Consider the following 16,141-nt stretch of genomic DNA (forward strand, 5'->3'; position numbering starts at 1 on the left):
CAATAATTAAAGCAGGCAGACTTCCAGTCAATCACCAAATTATGTTTTTTAGTGTGATGTTAAAGATAAAGATTTTCCGTAAATTAGTATACCAATTATAATCAATGGAAAACACCGCCGACCTTAGCCATAACAAAAAAATAAAATGGGCTTACACTGCATTAGTTGTACTCATCACCTGGTTCTCGCTTGTACTGCAATTTAGTATTTCAATACTGGCTTATATAGCTAAAGGCTGTTCGTTTGGGAGTACCCTCATCCAATTATTAAGTTTTTATACCATATTAAGTAACCTGCTGATGGTTGTTTGCCTCACCGCAATTTTAGTGGCTCCAAAATCTGCATTGGGCCGGTTCTTTTTACAGCGATCTGTATTAACTGCCGTTGCGTTTTTTAATATATTGGTTTGCCTTTGTACCCAAAGATGGGCTAAGTTATAAAAATATATTACCGTGGCTTTGGTACCCGCTTATTTACTTTGTTTATGTACTTATCCGCGGTGCAATCTCGGGCAATTACCCTTACCCATTCTTAAATGTGGCTAAATCGGGATATCCGCAGGTAATGTTAAACGCGTTGATACTTGCACCCTTAATGTGGGGATTGGGTGCGTTATTCGTCCTTGTGGCCCGTTATTTAAGCAGTCGCGATAACATAAATCCCTAAAATTGTAGTAAATGCAGTACAAAACACCTGTTTAGGCTTTTTTGCTTTTAAAGCCCTTAGCTATCGTAATCAGGATATACGCTCTTTGGCATCCAAATTGCCTCACCCTCCATATCTATCTAAAAAACATTATTATGAAAAAGTATATATTAAGGATTGTTGCGTTGCTGATACTTGCTTCTGCCGTCCTGCCGAGTTGTTCCGTTGAATACCGCCAACGTCATGGTCATCATGATGATCATGGTAATGATCACGGTGGTGATCGCGATCATCATTATCGCGGCTACTAAAATATAACAAAGCCTCCCGGATTTTCCGGGAGGCTTTGTTGATTTATATCGGGCTTGTTCTTTATTTAGCAGGCCTGGTTACCAAAACCCAATCCACAATTGTTTTTGCCTGCCCGGCTTTTATCTTATTAACTGTAGCTTCTGATATGCCATAATAGGGCGTCTTTATCTTGTTCACCCCACCCGGATAGCCGCCACCAAGCGCAAAGTTCAGGATAATGAACTTGGGGTTATCAAAAGCCCAGCGGCCATACTTTTTAACCATGGCCCTGGTAACTGAATAGGTAACCTTGTCATCAACCTTAAACACCATACTATCGGCAGTCCAGTCAACCGAGTAAACGTGCCATTGGGTAACATCAGTCCCGGTGGGAAAGAAGGCACGATAAGCTATCGGCGTATTGCCAAAATAACCGGGGCCGTGCATGGCATTGCTGATCCAGCTGCTGTCGCCGACAGTTTCCATTACATCAATTTCGCCGCAATCGGGCCATTTGCCATTGCCGAGCGCCCAAAATGCCGGCCATAAACCCGCGCCGCTTGCCATTTTCATCCTGCAGGAAGCACTGCCGTAGGTAAATTCCATTTTATGCCTGGTATTTATGCGACCTGAGAGAAAATCGTACTTTTTATTTTCCTTGCTGATATAACCCGGGTGATAAAGCGCCTTTAATACCAATGCACCGTTTGTCGCCCCCTCTGTGCTTGCATTATTCAACAAATAAATGGTGGTGGCAGAATCCACATAAGCTTCCTGCTCGTCGTTAACCGTGTTGCCGGTTACTTCAACGTTCCATTTGCTGCGGTCGAGCGTTTTTTGGTTGAAGTCCTCAAAAAAAACAGTATCAATTTTTTTAGGTTGGTTTTGCGCTATTGCTGATGTTATTGCGCATAAGGCGATTATTGAAGTTAGGCCGATGAATTTCATGTGGTTTTTATTGGTGGGATAAAAGTAGGATTTAAAAAAAAAATAAACATAACACTTGCAACGTACGTTTTTAATACATACCTTTGATTCATGACATTGTTTAAAAAGGATATGAGCACGGAAACGGTACCTACAAAAACAGAAATGGATGTGTTACAAGTACTTTGGCTGTATGGTCCGTCAACAGTTCGCTTTGTGCATGATAAGCTGAATGAGCAAAAGGAAATTGTACAATATACCTCGACATTAAAGCTGATGCAGGTGATGAAGGAAAAGGGGATGCTTGAACGTGACGAGACAAACATGAAGCATATTTATAGTGCTGCAGTAGCGGAGGGAAAAGTAAAGGGCAATATGCTGGGCCGCTTCGTTGATTCAATGTACAATGGATCGCCAAGCAGCCTGATGATGGCATTGCTGGATAATGACAAAACATCGGGCGAGGAATTGCAGAAAATAAAGGAAATGTTAAGCAAAATGGATAACAATAAATAAGTTATGGCACACTTACTTTTGATAAGCACCACATTAAATAAAATGATCACCGCTTTTAGCTGGATGCTGATCCATTCGTTATGGCAGGGGTTATTTTTAGCTATTGTTACCGGAATAGTATTGGTGCTTGCCAAAAGGTCGGGTTCGGCATACAGGTATAACCTGGCGCTTGTTTTATTTATGTTGTTTATTGCAGGCTGTGGCTTAACCTTTATTTATGAGTGGAATAACGCTGCATCTTCAGTTTCGTTAATCCCGGCTGCGGGTAACATTATCGAAGGCAAGTCCTTCAGTTTGTTTAACGCCCATACCGCTAAGCAGCTTATCAATAGTTTTACCAACTATTTTTCGGCAAATGCGCCGTTTGTCCTACTGATCTGGTTTATGGTTTTCCTGTTTAAAAGTGTAAGAATGATCTCATGCATTGCCTATAACCAGCGCATCCGCAATTACCAGGTTTACCAGCCATCAAAGTATTGGGCAGATAAGGTTGAGGCTTTTTCGAAGAAGTTGAAGATAGATAAGGCCATTACCTTGCTCCAATCGGGTTATATTAAGGTACCGGTAGTCGTAGGGCATTTAAAACCTGTTATCCTGATGCCTGTGGGTTTGCTTGCCGGCTTGCCTGTGGAACAGGTTGAGGCAATTTTGCTGCATGAACTGGCCCACATAAAGCGGAATGATTACTTCGTTAACTTTGTTCAAAACGTTGCTGAAGCTGTGTTCTTCTTTAATCCTGGTCTGTTGTGGATCTCATCATTATTAAAGGAAGAACGTGAGAATTGCTGCGATGATATCGCCCTGCAGCAAACCAATAATAAAATGGAGTTTGTGCAGGCGCTCATCAGTTTTAAGGAGCACGAACTTTATGGTCAAGCCTATGCTACAGCCTTCCCCGGTAAAAAGAACTACCTGATGCGCCGTGTGGTACGGATCCTTAACAACAAAAATAAAACAATGGGTATAGGCGAAAAGGTCTTTTTCACGCTGAGTATTTTGATCCTATCTGTATTAATAACTACGGTTACCATTGCGCAGATAACGGTTGGCACCCGGACAAAAGCGAAACAGCCGATTATTTCGACTTTTGCTCAAAAGAAGGAAAACGCGGTTCAAAATACGGTAATAAAACCCAATAAGCAAGCAGCCAACAAGCCAATCAGTTCGCTACACAAGATGAAGAACAGCATGGTTGACAAACCGGAGGAGCCGATATTAAATGAGCCGGCAATTAAAATAGAACCGGCAGCAATGGTTGCATCAGTAGTGAAAAAGCAGCCCAATAACGATCAAATACAGGCCGAGCTGGATCAGCAGCAGGCTAAGCGTGACCAACAGCAGGCCATGAGGGATCAGGAACAGGCTAAAAGGGACCAGGAACAGGCGAGGCTTGATCAGTTGCAAGCTACAAGGGACCAGGCACAGGCGTTACTTGCCCAGGCGCAGGCTAAGCGTGATCAGCAACAAGCTTTGAAGGATCAGGCACAGGCAAAAATTGATCAACAGGAGGCAATGAGGCAAAAGGCGGAGATGGATGCTGCAAAAGTCAAGGCAGATAGTAACAGGCAAATTCCACAATAAAACTAAATACAATTAATAAGGCCCATAATTAAACACGCTGGATTTAACATTGCAGCCCGCGCAACTGTGAGGTCATAAATCCGGACAATTAACCAAACAGACCGCAATATTTTAACAGCCCGCAAAAAGCAGGGTGGCTATGCTATTGCATTTTTTTAACCTTAAAAATCAAATTAAAATGAAAACCAATTTCTTAAAATACAGTGTGCTCATAATAGCCACTGCATTTACAACTGCAGCTACCGCTCAGAAAAAACCTGTGACACATAAGGCACATACTTTTTCGGGATATAGTAATATGTATTCGGAGGACGGCGGCCGTGAAAAAATCAAAACTGATGAGAACGGCACCGAATATGAGTTAACCCTTGAAAATGGAAAGGCTGTTGAGCTTTACGTGAATGGCACCAAGATAGATGAAAGTAAGTTCGGCGATTATAAGGGCGTTATAGACCACCTAAAGGAGCAGATAAGATTAGCTAAGATCCAGGCGAAAAAGGACCAGGCACAAGCTCTACTTGATCAGGCACAGGCAAAGCGCGACCAGGAGCAGGCAGTTAAGGACCAGGCCCAGGCAAAGCGTGACCAGGAACAAGCGATGAGAGACCAGGATCAGGCTAAACGCGACCAGGAACAAGCAGGCAGGGATCAGTTACAGGCAAAAAAAGATGCCGAAGAAGCCAGGAAAGCCGAAGCCGAAGCAAAACTTGACCAGGCACAGGCAGCGCGCGACCAGGTGCAGGCCAAACGCGACCAGGAGCAAGCCATGAGAGACCAGGCACAAGCTAAGCTCGACCAGAAGCAGGCAGAAGAAGACCAGCGGGTAATGAGGTTAATTACAGCAGACTTGATAAAAGATGGCCTTGTAGCCGATGAACAAAGCCTGCATTCATTAACAATTTCGCCAAATGGGATGACCGTTAATGACAAACAGGTGCCGGATGAAGTGTACAAACGTTACAAAACAAAGTACAGCAGGTTTGCAAACAGCGCTTTTTCATTCGAGAATTCAAATAATTCCCACAGTATACGCATCAGCAAGCCATCACACTAAAAAACAATACAAAATGGCCTGTACGGCTATGAAATGGGGGTTTTTATGGGGGAGCACAACGATAAAACGTGGCGTTTCCCCTTTTTTATTTGTAAATGATTTAATCCTTTTATCAATTTTTTCATCAAACCTGTAACCTTATGAAATTACGAGCCGTAGAAGAGGACATAATTTGATAAATTATATTACTGATAAATTAATTGATTACTAACAATTTAATGTACCCAAAATCATGGAACACAAATTAAACACCCTAAAAAACGATTTACACAATGTATTTGTTGACGGTAACGCTAACAGCTTACAAATGGCAAGAGTATTTATGCTATTAGCAGTGCCTTTGTTAACTATCTGTATGATGGCAGTACGCCACATTGTTTACTAAAAACAAAAGGCTACCAGTTGGTATGTATTTAATACCAGATAACCAAAAAGGTTAATAAGAAATTTAAAAGAGCGTTGCAAAGTTTATGGTTTATATAGCGCGAGGCTATTGCTAAACTAAATTAGGTAAAAAGCAAAACAGCTATTACATCGCGCAATAACTGTTGCTAACTAAACTAACTAACTAATCGCTTTATTATTAATTACGCTGCCACTTTTCATTAAGGGCGAGTTTGTAATTCTTAAAATTTAGATAAGGATTGTAAATTTCATCGGGCTCTGATATCCTCATCATTATAAGATAAGGCATAGATGAATTATTAAGCACAGGTTCGGTATTCATGCTTTTAAAGCTGTTTGCCTCGTAAGGAGCAATATTTGACGTTTCCTTTTTTAATGTATTGTCAGCAGAACTTTGGGTTTTGCCGGTGGGAGACTTATGTCCATTTACCTTTACCGGTGACGGAAACATTTTGGCACACTGCAGAAATATGAGTGATGATACAACGAAATACAGAAAATAAAGTAAAAGCTGTTTCATAAGCTGTAATTGACAGGTAGTTTATAAATAATGCAATAAATGCCTTATTTGTTTCAAAAGTAGATAATAACTTATAAAGTACTTTGCGAAATTCTACTGAATTGCGTACGTAGTTTTACGTATCTTATCTATTTTGAAACGACAACAAACGAAATTTGGCTTTGTTTTATTTTTTTTAACGATAACCCATTGCTTGCAGGTTAAATAGTTCGGCATAGCGGCCTTGTTTAAGAAGGAGCTCATTATGGCTGCCAATTTCAATGAGTTCGCCTTTTTCGAGCACCAGGATTCGGTCGGCCATGCGTACGGTGCTAAACCGGTGGGAGATAAGCACTGCCGACCTGCCTTTGGTGAGTTCGGCAAAGCGTTCAAACACGGCATACTCTGCGCGGGCATCAAGGGCTGATGTTGGCTCGTCTAAAATTAACAATTGTGCATCGCGCATATAGGCCCTCGCGAGTGCAACTTTCTGCCATTCGCCGCCGGATAGTTCAACACCCTCGGCAAAGCGTTTGCCCAGTTGCTGGTCATACGAACCCGGTAGTTTTGCTGCCAGTGTATCGGCAAGGCTTTGTTTAGCAGATGCCTCGATAAGTGGCCGGTTGTCCTGCTCATTAATATTGCCGACAGCAATGTTTTGGGCGAAGGTCATCTGGTAACGCAAATAGTCCTGGAAAATAATTCCCACGTTCATTCGCAGATCGGCAATGTCATAATCACGCAGATCATTTCCATCCAACATGATCCTGCCTTCTGTGGGGTCGTAGAGCCTGGCGAGTAATTTTACAAGCGTAGTTTTGCCGGCGCCATTTTCACCAACTAATGCTAATTTCTCGCCGGGATGCAGGGTAAAGCTTAAATGGCGGTTCGCCCATCGTTCGGAATTTGCATATTTAAAGCCTACATCTTCAAAAACAAAACCGTGTTGTATCTTTTTCGGGAACGGCAATGGATTTGCAGCTACTTTTATTTTGGGCTTGATATCGAAAAATTCAAAAAAATCACGCAGGTAAATTGCTCCCTGCGATACGGACGTAAACCTGCTTAAAATGCCTTCCAGTAAACTTCGCAATTGCCGAAAAGATCCTGCCAGGAAGGCTAGTTCACCAATAGTAACAGTTCCGTCGACTGCCTTTACTACGATCACAACATAAGCTGCATAATAGCCAAGGCTGCCCATCATGGCAAAAAATGTACCCCACAACGATCTTTTTATCGACAGCCGCCTGTTAGCAGCATAAAACTTGCCTGACAACTGCCTGAACCGGTTAATGATAAACCCGGAGAGGTCAAAGATCTTTACCTCTTTTGCCGTCTCATCGCTGGCGCCAAGGTATCGCACGTAATCAAGTTCACGACGTTCGGGTGTTTGCCCTCGGGTAAGTGCATAACTTTGGTCGTTAAAATACGACTCGCCTAAAAACGCCGGGATAATGGCAATAAGCAATAAAATAATCAGCCACGGATTAAATGCCATAAGCCCTGCAGCCAGGAAACCCATGGTGATCAGGTCTTGCACCTGGCTCATTACCTGCGACAATAGCATGGTACGCCCAATGGTTTGCTGCCTTGCACGTTCAAGCTTATCGTAAAATACAGAATCTTCAAACTGGTCGAGATCGAGCGTTGCCGCATGTTCCATAATCCTCACCGAGGTATGGTTGCTAAAAAGATCGCCGAGCAGTGAATCAACCAAAGTAATGGCGCGGCTAAGGCCGTCAGTTAAAATGGCCAGGGCGAATTCAAGCCCTACCAGTTGCCATAAATGAGTATTGCTTGCTCCATGGTGATGGCTGAGCGCTACAACATTATCAATAATAAGCTTACCTGTATACAACAACGCTACAGGCATAGCTGAACGCGCAATGCGTAACACGGCATTGATAACGGTGAGTGAAGGACTTGTTTGCCATACCAGCTTAAAAAAAGCAGGCAGGTTATTGAGCGCGGCAAGTCGTTCTTTTAAAGTTATTGGTTCGGTGCGGGTGTTTTTTGGCGGGCGGGTTGGGTTCAACAGCGTATCTTTCTCAATTTATTTAAGTAAAATTAAGAAAATAATGAGCGGTAATTTAATAATACCTGCATTGTGAGGATGTAGTGACAATACCACTAATTGTGAAAGAATAGTTACTTTGCTGAACATAAACATAAAACGATGCCCGAATTTATAGCCTTCACCATTATCGGATTAGTTATTATACTAATGAGCTACCTTATTAAGTATAAAAAGATGGCGTACCTTATTTCTGGTTACGATGCCAATGAAGTTGCCGATAGAGATGGTTTGTGCAACTGGATGGGTGGGATGTTAATGTGGCCAGGTGTTTATGCGATAATTACAGGTGCAATAATGTGGAAATATCCTGCTGCGGTTTTGCCCGTGGGGTTATCATTTGGGGCGGTAACAATTGTAATTACAATAATTGCTATAATAGGGGCCAGGAAATATAAAAAGAACCGGGATTAAGGGATTCGATGGATTTTAACGGAGAAGAGTTTTTGAATCATGATTCGCCTGATTAAAGGATAGCATGATCTCTTTTACGATGTACAATCATCGTGGCAATCCTCAAATCCCATAAACCATATTTCAAAAAAAAAAATCGCGATAATCCCTAAAATCTATTAATCCCGGTCGAAATCGTGTTATTTTTGCCGCTTAAACAGCGCGCATGGACTCCTCATTAAAAAATAAATTCGACAGTATAATTTTTGATCTTGACGGCACCCTTTGGGATAGCACCAATAACGTGGCCCTTGCCTGGCAGGCCGCACTGAAAGAAGTGGATTACATTGATGAGTTAATGACCCAGGAACGGGTGCGTTCCATTACAGGGATGACCTACGATTCCATCTTTGATAAACTATTCCCTGACCTTGATGCAGCGCAACGTGCCGAAGTGCAGGCGCTTTGCGGCAAGCACGAGTTGGAAATATTGCATACCAGGGGCGGGGAGCTTTACCCGGGATTGGATGAAACGCTGGCCTATCTTTCAAAAAACTACAAACTGTTTATTGTAAGCAACTGCCAGAGCGGTTATATTGAGGTGTTTTTTAAGATCAGCCAGATGGAACATTGTTTTATGGGGCATCAATGCTACGGCACCAAAGGAAACCCTAAGGCCGAAAATATAAAGGACATTGTTAACGATCATAACCTGCAAGCTCCCGTTTATGTAGGCGACACCATGGGCGATTACGATTCGGCCACCAAGGCCGGCGTGCCGTTTATTTTTGCGGATTATGGCTTTGGCAAGGTTGATGAAGACCAGGTGGCAACTATTAGTGGTCTTGATGAATTGGTTGATTTGCTGTAATTATTTTGTAGAGACGCGATGCTTCGCGTCTCCGATAAGTTGATATTACATTGCCAAATATTTTAGACGCGAAGTATCGCACCTCTGCGAATTGTCTTATAAATTTAAAACCCCATTATAATTCATTATTTTAGGGGTTATAAATTTATAAAAGGCTTATGGCATCATCCCAACAATTTTCCCGGCGCAGTTTCATTCGTTCGGGCTCAATAGGTTTAGGAGCAATAGCTTTATCGTCGTTTGTTCCGGCATTTGGCAGCGCGAAAAAGAAATTGGGGATTGCCCTGGTTGGATTGGGATCATACAGCAGCGGCCAGCTTGCTCCGGCTTTGCAGCATACCAAGGATTGTTACCTCGCCGGGATTGTAACCGGCACTCCGTCTAAAGCGGTGGACTGGGCAAAAAAATATAACATCCCGCAAAAAAATATTTATAACTATCAAAACTTTCACGAGATAGCTAACAACCCGGATATTGACATTGTATATATAGTGCTCCCGGTGTTTATGCATAAGGAATATACCATTAAGGCCGCCCAGGCTGGTAAACATGTGATCTGCGAAAAACCGATGGCGCTAAATGCTAAGGATTGTGAGGAGATGATAGCCGCCTGTAAAAAGGCAGATAAATTGCTTTCCATAGGTTACCGGCTTCACTTTGAGCCCCACAACATGGAAATAATGCGCATAGGGCAGCAACGCGTTTTAGGCAATATAAAGCACATTGATACGGGTAACGGCTTTACTTATAATGGTGATCCTAATGCCTGGCGCTTAAAAAAAGCAATGGCGGGTGGCGGCGGACTAATGGATATGGGTATTTACAGCATCCAGGGCACGCGATATACTTTGGGGCAGGAACCCGTTGCGGTTAAGGCAACTCAGCAGAAACTGCGCCCTGATTTTTTTAAGGAGGTTGATGAAACGGTGTTCTGGGAACTTGAGTTTCCTGGCGGACTTAAAACCACCGGGAAATCTAGCTATAATAACGACTGGAGCTACCTTAAAGTTGAGGCTGAAATGGGAAATTTTGAGCTGGGTCCTGCTTATGGTTATGGACCTATCGAGGGCAGTGTAAACGGTAACCCGATGAAATATCCGCAAATTATACAGCAGGCTGCCCAAATGGACGACTTCGCCAATTGTGTAATAAAAAATAAGCCATCCCGCGTTCCCGGCGAGGAGGGCCTGAAGGATATGAAGGTGGTTGATGCCATTTATAAGAGTTTGGATTCGGGGAAGTGGGAGAGGATAGGTTGAAAAGGTTACAGTTGTTGTAAAGGTTGTAAAAGTTGAAACTTGCATTTATCTTTATAACGATTTAAACTATTACAACACTTACAACCCCTACAACTAAACCACATGCTTTTTCCCGAAGATTTTTTGCATTATGTATGGAAGTTCCGGCTGTTTGAGCGTGCGGATTTACAGACTACTAATGGTGAGGAATTGGAGATCTTTTCGGCCGGGATGCATAATTCAGATTCGGGGCCCGATTTTCAAACTGCAAGGATCAGGATAGGGGACACCGTTTGGGCGGGAAATGTGGAAGTGCACGTATCATCATGCGATTGGCAGAAACATGGGCATACCACTGACGATTCCTATAGCAACGTAATTTTGCATGTGGTTTATAAGGATGATAAGCCGCTGATCCTGCCGAATGGCCGCCACGTACCAACGCTCGAACTGCAAAACCGTATCCCCGACGAATTATATGCAAAGTACCACAACCTTGTTTTCGGCAATCAAACCATCATTCCATGTGAAGCTAACATCGGATCAGTTGACGGGATAACCCTGCAAAACTGGCTTACCCGGGTGTTAATTGAACGGTTGGAAAAACGCTCCGCAACGGTAATTGATGCGCTTAACGTGAACCGCGGTGATTGGGAGGAAACTTTTTACCAGTTTTTGGCGGCGAACTTTGGCTTTAAAACCAACGCAGTTCCTTTTGAACTGCTGGCAAAATCTATTCCGCAGATAACCCTGGCTAAACATAAAAACAACCCGCTGCAAATTGAAGCCTTGATATTTGGGCAGGCTGGTTTTTTGAACGGTGAGCCGAAGGACGAATACCCGCTAAAACTTAAAACTGAATATGAGTTTCTGCAAAAGAAGTATAAGCTGGCACCGATAGAAAACCATTTATGGAAATTTATGCGGCTGCGACCCCAGAATTTTCCAACAATCCGGCTTGCACAATTCTCTTCATTAGTTTTTCATTCAAACCATTTGTTTTCAAAGGTGTTGGAGATAAAGGACGTGAAGGCTTTGCGGAATTTATTTACTGAGATAAAAGTGAATCCCTATTGGGAAACGCATTACCGTTTTGATGTGGAGTCGGCCCCGGTGGAAAAGAATCTGGGCGCAAAATCTATCGACATATTGCTGCTGAATACTCTGGTGTTGTTTTTGTTCAGTTATGGAAAGCATAACCAAATTCAGCATTATATTAACCGCAGCCTGAAGTTGTTGGAGAATTTGCCGAAAGAAGACAACAATATCATCACAGATTTTGTTAACTTAGGGGTGAAAATAAATACCGCGTTTGAGTCGCAGGCTTTACTGGAGCTAAAAAATAATTATTGTAATTATAAGAAATGCCTGCAATGCGGCGTTGGAAATAAAATATTAAAACTGGCCTGATATGCTGCAAAGGATCCTCACTTTTTTTGAACGTTACTCCTTCGGGGTTTGTACTTACCTCGGCGAAAAGTTTAATGTTTCTATCGGTAAGATCAGGTTGTTCTTTATCTACTCGTCATTCCTGGCCGTTGGCTTCCCGCTGATATTCTACATATTTGCCGGCATCGTGCTTGATATCCGCAAGTTTGTGAAAAGGGTGCATACGAGGGTTACGGATCTTTAATGAATTTTGGAATTCGGATGTTCGATTTCGGATTTAATCTGGATTTTGAAAAGTTTGTCATTGCGAGCGATAGCGCAGCAAACGCACACTTTGCACGATGGTAATGCAGATTCTACACCTCTCTATTCGCGCTGTATAGTATGCGGTTGCTTCGTTCCTCGCAATGACAAGTGGGTAAAAAGATCAAAAGCAATCGTAGATATAAGTTGAAAATCGTGGATCTAACAAAAAAAACCATTACGAGGTACGCGGCAAACTCCCTAAATAAAGATCGCTGCAAGCTGATCATCTATCCGTTGGCCCATAGGAGCTTGCCTTGTACCTCGTAATGGTTTGCCTGTTTACAGGCTTATATTAACTTACCCGTTATTACTGCGTCCTGCAGGTTGCTCACCCGGAAGCGCGGCGTATAAATGCGGTTTGATAAGCGTTTTACCCAAGTTGCTTTATAACCGAACAGCGTGCGGATAACTTTTACGCTTGCTGATCCGGTTGGATAACCATATTTATACCAGCTGAATTTCGACTGGTCGATGCGGAACTTTTCTGCGAATTCTGCTAAAAAGAGATCGATCTCTATATCAACAATATCCAGATCAAGGTCAATACTGGTTTCAAGGCATAACGTATGCGGATCAACTTTCCGGATCTTATACTTTGTACAGTAATCTACTATAAATTCCTTTAATTGAGGGTGTATTTCGTCCATCTGAATAAATAGTTTCCGTGTCATTTGTGTTATAAGACGACAACTTTTTCATAAGGTTGCATTAAATCTTCCTTTTTTATTATCCGGTTGCCGGTAGCTTGTAACAGGTAAAAGTTAATGTTAGGCCTTATAGAAAAGCTTCTGAATAAATATACGAACATCTTCGTATATTATTGTATAAAGTGGCAACTTTTTTATAAAAAAGTTGATTAAGGCTATTTAAAGCAGGAAAACGAAGAGATATCAGATGTTTTTTTCCAGCACAACCAATTCTATCGGCTGTTTGGCAATGCCGAATTTTTTCTCAACATGAAAAGGAAGCATCTCGCCGGTAGTCTTATAACCCCTGCGTTCATACCAACTGATCAACTCATGTCTTATGCTGATAACGGTCATGGTAAGCGTGTGGCAATCTGCCTGTTTTGCATAAGCCTCGGCAGCAATTAACAACTCCCGGCCAATACCATTACCTTGTAATAAAGGCGATACGCTGAACATGCCAACATACAATTTAGGATGCCGCACCTCTAAATAAACACAGCCATTTATTTTACCACTATCGTCCGTGTTTTTAAGGATAACAATAGCCGGATCATCAAAGTAACCTGCAAGTGTTTCTTCGTCAATGCGCAAGCCATCCAGCAAATTAGCTTCGGTTGTCCAGCCTTGTTTGGAAGTTTCGCCGCGATAGGCGCTGTTCACTAAAACGTTAAGTTCGGATACATCGGTGGCGATAGCTTTGGTAACGGGCATGATTTTGGAATGAAAGCGCAAACCTAAACTTTTTGCCATACAGTATCAATACCTATGGTCAACGGCTTTTCATATTGCGGAATTGTAACATTACTATGATAGTGCATGTTTGAAATAAACCTTTTGCGGGATAACTAGTTCAATTACCAGAATCAATTACTAAAGAACATGAAATATTTAAAAGTGCTGCTAATAGCAGTTGTAACAGTAATAACATTTGGAAGCGCGAAGGCGCAGGTTGTGGTTAAAGCAAGGGTGGGCGGACTTGTCCATCGTCATTATGTACATCACCGTAGGGTGGTGGTTAGACCTGTTCATCACCGCCATTGGCGCCATCACCGCAGGTATCACCGTCGTTACTAATTATAAAAAACAGCCTTGCCACACCGGCAGGGCTGTTTTTTTACAGGTAGCCCAGCCTTATTGCCGTGAGCATAAACACATCATACAAAATGTGAAAGAAAATCAGGTACCACAAATTACCCTTAAAAATTTTGTAAAGCCAGGTAATAAATAGCGCAAAAATAAATATGCTTATTACTGAAGACGGGCCCTCCTGGTAATGATACAGGGCGAAAAGTATGGCCGTAACTAACCCGCTTATTTCAAAGGCCCATTTTGACCCACCAGCCATTTGCCTGACCCTTGTAAGGATAAAACCCCGGAATGCGATTTCTTCATAAGGGATAACAAGCACCGCAGCCAGCAACAGCAGTAACAGGTAACTAACCAGGTTATGTTTTATAAAATCGAAATCGTGGTAGTTAACCGGTTCAAATTGGAAGGCTTTATCTATTAACGGCCCTATGGCCCAAAATTGTAGCATTGCATATGCTAATCCTATTGCCCCGCCAATTAAAAAAGCTTTGAATGACAGATTTGAAAAGCGAAAGCCGATGCTGCGGAAGTTTTCGCGGTAAAGCTTCAAATAAAGCCATAAAAAAAGCAGCACCACAATGGGGTACACAAACATCGGTAATCCGCCGAAATGGGGGAACAGCATCAGGAACACAATCATTACCGTGTCCAATAAAACTATTTGCCATTTTGTGGTGATCATACCATTCAGACTGTTGTTGATTTATATAGTTACAGGTTCCTGTAATCTTCCCTAATAGGGCTAAAAATATCTATCAATTTGCAGTCTGTTATGGCCTTGCCGCCGTGCCATACATCTGAAGGGATAACAGCGAACAAGCCTTTATTAAGTAATTGTGGCACATCGTTTACCGTTAGCTCAAACTCTCCCTCAATAACAAATGAGCATTGCTGGTGGATGTGTTTGTGCCTGGGTACTGAGCAGCCTGCCTTAACTTCTATAAAGTTGATGGTATTGGTTTCGGTATGGATTAGTTTGGAGAAAAAACCGGGCGCAATTTCTTTGGTGTTAATGTCATCAAAGCGTTGAAAAATAGATTGGTCCATATGATTTAAGTATTCACAATATTAAAAATTAAAAAACACTTATCTTTATTAAATAAAACCATGAGGCAAAAATTATGGTTATTCTAATATAGGTTTTACAACCAGGTACTATGGCATTTATTGATTATTATAAAATTTTAGGTGTCGACAAAAAGGCATCAGATAAGGATATTAAAAACGCTTACCGTAAGCTCGCCCGCAAATATCACCCCGATCTTAACCCTAATGATGCGGAGGCTCACAAAAAGTTCCAGGAACTGAACGAAGCAAACGAGGTTTTAAGCGATCCGGATAAAAGAATAAAGTACGACAAGTACGGCGAAAATTGGCAACACGGCGCCGAATATGAGCAAGCCCGGCAACAGCAGCAAGGGAGGCAGCAACCAGGCGGATTTGGCGGCGGCTTTGGTGGCGGACAGGCCGGCGGATTTGAGGATCTGGGCGGCGATGGTTTTTCCGACTTTTTTCAGTCTATGTTTGGAGGTGGTGGAGGTTCCCGAAGCGGGCGGCAATCAAAATACCGCGGGCAGGATTTAAACGCAGAGTTCAAGCTCAGTTTAAAAGAAGCGTATGAAACGCACAAACAAACATTAACGGTAAATGGCAAAAATATCCGGATAACAATACCCGGCGGTGTGGAGAACGGGCAGAATATTAAAATTGCCGGTCACGGCGGTCCGGGAAAAAACGGCGGTCCGGCCGGCGATCTGTTCATAACATTTCTAATTGCCGACGATCCGCGATTTAAAAGAATTGGCAGCGATTTGTACGCGACTACAAAACTGGATATCTATACAGCTGTACTCGGTGGCGAGGTAACCATTGAAGCGCTTGATAGCAAAGTGAAAATAAAGGTAAAGCCCGAAACACAAAATGGTACCAAGGTAAAATTGAAGGGTAAGGGAATGCCCGTTTACAAAAAGGAAAACCAGTTTGGCGACCTATATGTTACTTATGAGGTGCAAGTGCCAACAAACCTTACCGATAAACAGAAGAAGTTATTTGAGGAGTTGCGCGATGAGGTGGCCCCCAGCAGCCCCTAAAGGGGAGTAAAGTTGGCAGTTGCCAGTAGGCGGTTTGCAGTTAGAAAATTTAGCCTCACAGTAAACAGCCAAATACCAATGAAC

At 42.5% G+C, this 16,141-nt stretch carries 21 protein-coding genes; 14 read left to right on the plus strand and 7 right to left on the minus strand.

Features of this window, described 5'->3' with window-relative positions:
- Positions 1 to 104: 104 nt before the first annotated feature.
- The 3 genes from KXD93_RS28780 (at position 105) to KXD93_RS28785 (ending at position 956) form a co-directional block, all read left to right on the plus strand.
- A complete protein-coding gene (locus tag KXD93_RS28780) occupies positions 105 to 440 on the plus strand; it encodes a Pr6Pr family membrane protein (RefSeq protein WP_258141023.1) in 336 nt (111 codons plus the stop codon).
- The gene (locus KXD93_RS30685; RefSeq protein ID WP_373417381.1) at positions 385 to 666 is read left to right on the plus strand and encodes a Pr6Pr family membrane protein; all 282 of its coding nucleotides are present in this window, start codon (positions 385 to 387) and stop codon (positions 664 to 666) included. The genes KXD93_RS28780 and KXD93_RS30685 overlap by 56 nt, the downstream gene beginning before the upstream one ends.
- A gap of 134 nt (positions 667 to 800) precedes the next feature.
- Positions 801 to 956, plus strand: coding sequence for a hypothetical protein (locus KXD93_RS28785; RefSeq protein ID WP_258141024.1), 156 nt, complete (start codon positions 801 to 803; stop codon positions 954 to 956).
- A 61-nt stretch (positions 957 to 1,017) separates the two neighbouring features.
- On the opposite strand, the gene KXD93_RS28790 is transcribed toward KXD93_RS28785, so the two are convergent.
- The gene (locus KXD93_RS28790) at positions 1,018 to 1,884 is read right to left on the minus strand and encodes a glycoside hydrolase family 16 protein (RefSeq protein WP_258141025.1); all 867 of its coding nucleotides are present in this window, start codon (positions 1,882 to 1,884) and stop codon (positions 1,018 to 1,020) included.
- 90 nt (positions 1,885 to 1,974) lie between these two features.
- On the opposite strand from KXD93_RS28790, the gene KXD93_RS28795 reads away from it, so the two are divergent.
- The 4 genes from KXD93_RS28795 to KXD93_RS28810 all read left to right on the plus strand — a co-directional run bounded on the left by KXD93_RS28795 (position 1,975) and on the right by KXD93_RS28810 (position 5,399).
- The gene (locus KXD93_RS28795) at positions 1,975 to 2,379 is read left to right on the plus strand and encodes a BlaI/MecI/CopY family transcriptional regulator (protein ID WP_258141026.1); all 405 of its coding nucleotides are present in this window, start codon (positions 1,975 to 1,977) and stop codon (positions 2,377 to 2,379) included.
- 3 nt (positions 2,380 to 2,382) lie between these two features.
- Positions 2,383 to 3,960, plus strand: a complete 1,578-nt coding sequence (locus tag KXD93_RS28800) for a M56 family metallopeptidase (RefSeq protein ID WP_258141027.1) — start codon at positions 2,383 to 2,385, stop codon at positions 3,958 to 3,960.
- A gap of 178 nt (positions 3,961 to 4,138) precedes the next feature.
- Positions 4,139 to 5,014, plus strand: a complete 876-nt coding sequence (locus KXD93_RS28805) for an HlyD family secretion protein (RefSeq protein WP_258141028.1) — start codon at positions 4,139 to 4,141, stop codon at positions 5,012 to 5,014.
- A gap of 232 nt (positions 5,015 to 5,246) precedes the next feature.
- Positions 5,247 to 5,399, plus strand: a complete 153-nt coding sequence (locus tag KXD93_RS28810; RefSeq protein WP_258141029.1) for a hypothetical protein — start codon at positions 5,247 to 5,249, stop codon at positions 5,397 to 5,399.
- 198 nt (positions 5,400 to 5,597) lie between these two features.
- On the opposite strand, the gene KXD93_RS28815 is transcribed toward KXD93_RS28810, so the two are convergent.
- Together KXD93_RS28815 and KXD93_RS28820 are read right to left on the minus strand one after the other, a co-directional pair.
- Positions 5,598 to 5,939 (minus strand): hypothetical protein, encoded by a 342-nt coding sequence (locus KXD93_RS28815; RefSeq protein WP_258141030.1) that lies wholly within the window; start codon positions 5,937 to 5,939, stop codon positions 5,598 to 5,600.
- Between the two features lie 175 nt (positions 5,940 to 6,114).
- Complete coding sequence (locus KXD93_RS28820; RefSeq protein WP_258141031.1) at positions 6,115 to 7,953, minus strand: ABC transporter ATP-binding protein; 1,839 nt, start codon at positions 7,951 to 7,953, stop codon at positions 6,115 to 6,117.
- A 141-nt stretch (positions 7,954 to 8,094) separates the two neighbouring features.
- On the opposite strand from KXD93_RS28820, the gene KXD93_RS28825 reads away from it, so the two are divergent.
- The 5 genes from KXD93_RS28825 (at position 8,095) to KXD93_RS28845 (ending at position 12,127) form a co-directional block, all read left to right on the plus strand.
- Positions 8,095 to 8,406: a DUF3784 domain-containing protein gene (locus tag KXD93_RS28825; protein ID WP_258141032.1), complete on the plus strand. Its 312-nt coding sequence runs from the start codon at positions 8,095 to 8,097 to the stop codon at positions 8,404 to 8,406.
- A 205-nt stretch (positions 8,407 to 8,611) separates the two neighbouring features.
- On the plus strand, positions 8,612 to 9,256 hold the full coding sequence (locus KXD93_RS28830) for an HAD family hydrolase (protein ID WP_258141033.1): 645 nt from the start codon (positions 8,612 to 8,614) through the stop codon (positions 9,254 to 9,256).
- A gap of 158 nt (positions 9,257 to 9,414) precedes the next feature.
- Positions 9,415 to 10,515 (plus strand): Gfo/Idh/MocA family protein, encoded by a 1,101-nt coding sequence (locus KXD93_RS28835; RefSeq protein WP_258141034.1) that lies wholly within the window; start codon positions 9,415 to 9,417, stop codon positions 10,513 to 10,515.
- A 102-nt stretch (positions 10,516 to 10,617) separates the two neighbouring features.
- A complete protein-coding gene (locus KXD93_RS28840) occupies positions 10,618 to 11,904 on the plus strand; it encodes a DUF2851 family protein (RefSeq protein WP_258141035.1) in 1,287 nt (428 codons plus the stop codon).
- Between the two features lies 1 nt (position 11,905).
- Positions 11,906 to 12,127 (plus strand): PspC domain-containing protein, encoded by a 222-nt coding sequence (locus KXD93_RS28845; RefSeq protein WP_073405234.1) that lies wholly within the window; start codon positions 11,906 to 11,908, stop codon positions 12,125 to 12,127.
- A gap of 349 nt (positions 12,128 to 12,476) precedes the next feature.
- Here the strand turns inward: KXD93_RS28845 and KXD93_RS28850 are convergent, their stop codons facing one another.
- Both KXD93_RS28850 and KXD93_RS28855 read right to left on the minus strand, forming a co-directional pair.
- Complete coding sequence (locus tag KXD93_RS28850; protein WP_258141036.1) at positions 12,477 to 12,860, minus strand: DUF1493 family protein; 384 nt, start codon at positions 12,858 to 12,860, stop codon at positions 12,477 to 12,479.
- A gap of 219 nt (positions 12,861 to 13,079) precedes the next feature.
- Positions 13,080 to 13,628, minus strand: a complete 549-nt coding sequence (locus tag KXD93_RS28855) for a GNAT family N-acetyltransferase (RefSeq protein WP_258141037.1) — start codon at positions 13,626 to 13,628, stop codon at positions 13,080 to 13,082.
- Between the two features lie 129 nt (positions 13,629 to 13,757).
- Here KXD93_RS28855 and KXD93_RS28860 point away from each other — a divergent pair, with 129 nt between their 5' ends.
- Complete coding sequence (locus KXD93_RS28860) at positions 13,758 to 13,952, plus strand: hypothetical protein (RefSeq protein WP_258141038.1); 195 nt, start codon at positions 13,758 to 13,760, stop codon at positions 13,950 to 13,952.
- Positions 13,953 to 13,992: 40 nt separating this feature from the next.
- On the opposite strand, the gene KXD93_RS28865 is transcribed toward KXD93_RS28860, so the two are convergent.
- A complete protein-coding gene (locus KXD93_RS28865; RefSeq protein ID WP_258141039.1) occupies positions 13,993 to 14,649 on the minus strand; it encodes a CPBP family intramembrane glutamic endopeptidase in 657 nt (218 codons plus the stop codon).
- A gap of 29 nt (positions 14,650 to 14,678) precedes the next feature.
- The gene (locus KXD93_RS28870; protein WP_258141040.1) at positions 14,679 to 15,014 is read right to left on the minus strand and encodes a cupin domain-containing protein; all 336 of its coding nucleotides are present in this window, start codon (positions 15,012 to 15,014) and stop codon (positions 14,679 to 14,681) included.
- A 110-nt stretch (positions 15,015 to 15,124) separates the two neighbouring features.
- On the opposite strand from KXD93_RS28870, the gene KXD93_RS28875 reads away from it, so the two are divergent.
- Positions 15,125 to 16,057, plus strand: a complete 933-nt coding sequence (locus KXD93_RS28875; RefSeq protein WP_258141041.1) for a DnaJ C-terminal domain-containing protein — start codon at positions 15,125 to 15,127, stop codon at positions 16,055 to 16,057.
- The last annotated feature ends 84 nt before the right edge of the window (positions 16,058 to 16,141 follow it).

The organism is Mucilaginibacter phenanthrenivorans, from assembly GCF_024721155.1.
Taxonomy (GTDB): domain Bacteria; phylum Bacteroidota; class Bacteroidia; order Sphingobacteriales; family Sphingobacteriaceae; genus Mucilaginibacter; species Mucilaginibacter phenanthrenivorans.

Bases quoted from the DNA above. Each gene is read 5' to 3' on its own strand.
- KXD93_RS28850 (WP_258141036.1), bottom strand. From the start codon at position 12,860: ATGACACGGAAACTATTTATTCAGATGGACGAAATACACCCTCAATTA.
- KXD93_RS28785 (WP_258141024.1), top strand. From the start codon at position 801: ATGAAAAAGTATATATTAAGGATTGTTGCGTTGCTGATACTTGCTTCT.
- KXD93_RS28865 (WP_258141039.1), bottom strand. From the start codon at position 14,649: ATGATCACCACAAAATGGCAAATAGTTTTATTGGACACGGTAATGATT.
- KXD93_RS28805 (WP_258141028.1), top strand. From the start codon at position 4,139: ATGAAAACCAATTTCTTAAAATACAGTGTGCTCATAATAGCCACTGCA.
- KXD93_RS28825 (WP_258141032.1), top strand. From the start codon at position 8,095: ATGCCCGAATTTATAGCCTTCACCATTATCGGATTAGTTATTATACTA.
- KXD93_RS28810 (WP_258141029.1), top strand. From the start codon at position 5,247: ATGGAACACAAATTAAACACCCTAAAAAACGATTTACACAATGTATTT.
- KXD93_RS28790 (WP_258141025.1), bottom strand. From the start codon at position 1,884: ATGAAATTCATCGGCCTAACTTCAATAATCGCCTTATGCGCAATAACA.
- KXD93_RS28815 (WP_258141030.1), bottom strand. From the start codon at position 5,939: ATGAAACAGCTTTTACTTTATTTTCTGTATTTCGTTGTATCATCACTC.
- KXD93_RS28875 (WP_258141041.1), top strand. From the start codon at position 15,125: ATGGCATTTATTGATTATTATAAAATTTTAGGTGTCGACAAAAAGGCA.
- KXD93_RS28800 (WP_258141027.1), top strand. From the start codon at position 2,383: ATGGCACACTTACTTTTGATAAGCACCACATTAAATAAAATGATCACC.
- KXD93_RS28855 (WP_258141037.1), bottom strand. From the start codon at position 13,628: ATGGCAAAAAGTTTAGGTTTGCGCTTTCATTCCAAAATCATGCCCGTT.
- KXD93_RS28840 (WP_258141035.1), top strand. From the start codon at position 10,618: ATGCTTTTTCCCGAAGATTTTTTGCATTATGTATGGAAGTTCCGGCTG.
- KXD93_RS28860 (WP_258141038.1), top strand. From the start codon at position 13,758: ATGAAATATTTAAAAGTGCTGCTAATAGCAGTTGTAACAGTAATAACA.
- KXD93_RS28795 (WP_258141026.1), top strand. From the start codon at position 1,975: ATGACATTGTTTAAAAAGGATATGAGCACGGAAACGGTACCTACAAAA.
- KXD93_RS28830 (WP_258141033.1), top strand. From the start codon at position 8,612: ATGGACTCCTCATTAAAAAATAAATTCGACAGTATAATTTTTGATCTT.
- KXD93_RS28870 (WP_258141040.1), bottom strand. From the start codon at position 15,014: ATGGACCAATCTATTTTTCAACGCTTTGATGACATTAACACCAAAGAA.
- KXD93_RS28780 (WP_258141023.1), top strand. From the start codon at position 105: ATGGAAAACACCGCCGACCTTAGCCATAACAAAAAAATAAAATGGGCT.
- KXD93_RS28845 (WP_073405234.1), top strand. From the start codon at position 11,906: ATGCTGCAAAGGATCCTCACTTTTTTTGAACGTTACTCCTTCGGGGTT.
- KXD93_RS28835 (WP_258141034.1), top strand. From the start codon at position 9,415: ATGGCATCATCCCAACAATTTTCCCGGCGCAGTTTCATTCGTTCGGGC.